The following is a 270-nucleotide window of genomic DNA, read 5'->3' as shown; positions in this document are numbered from 1 at the left end:
ACGCAAATGGATTTAAAGAAAGTACAATGCCGATGGCATAGGTTCCCCTCCACGACTTTACCCAGGGTAGCCTCCTATCGTCGGCAACCCTGGGCTATCAAAAGTACAAGCCCTACAGGCTTGATCCCCCCACACCATTCTCCCACGTGGGTTAAGAGCATTCGCACGCATCACCCATCCAAACGAAACGCGTAGGCCAAGCACAATCCATTCCCAAACGAAACCAACCATCCACACGCAATCTGCCCAAACAACATCAACCGCCCCTAC

1 pseudogene is annotated in these 270 nt (G+C 52.2%); it reads right to left on the bottom strand.

Annotated features, from left to right (window positions below):
* Nucleotides 1-57: 57 nt before the first annotated feature.
* Nucleotides 58-270: pseudogene (locus tag X919_RS17060) on the bottom strand (hypothetical protein); the annotation flags it as partial.

This window comes from Prevotella sp. HJM029 (genome assembly GCF_000599605.1).
In the GTDB taxonomy this organism is placed as follows: domain Bacteria; phylum Bacteroidota; class Bacteroidia; order Bacteroidales; family Bacteroidaceae; genus Prevotella.
Note: the sequence above shows the minus strand (reverse complement) of the source record. Positions and strands in the feature narration are given on the sequence as shown.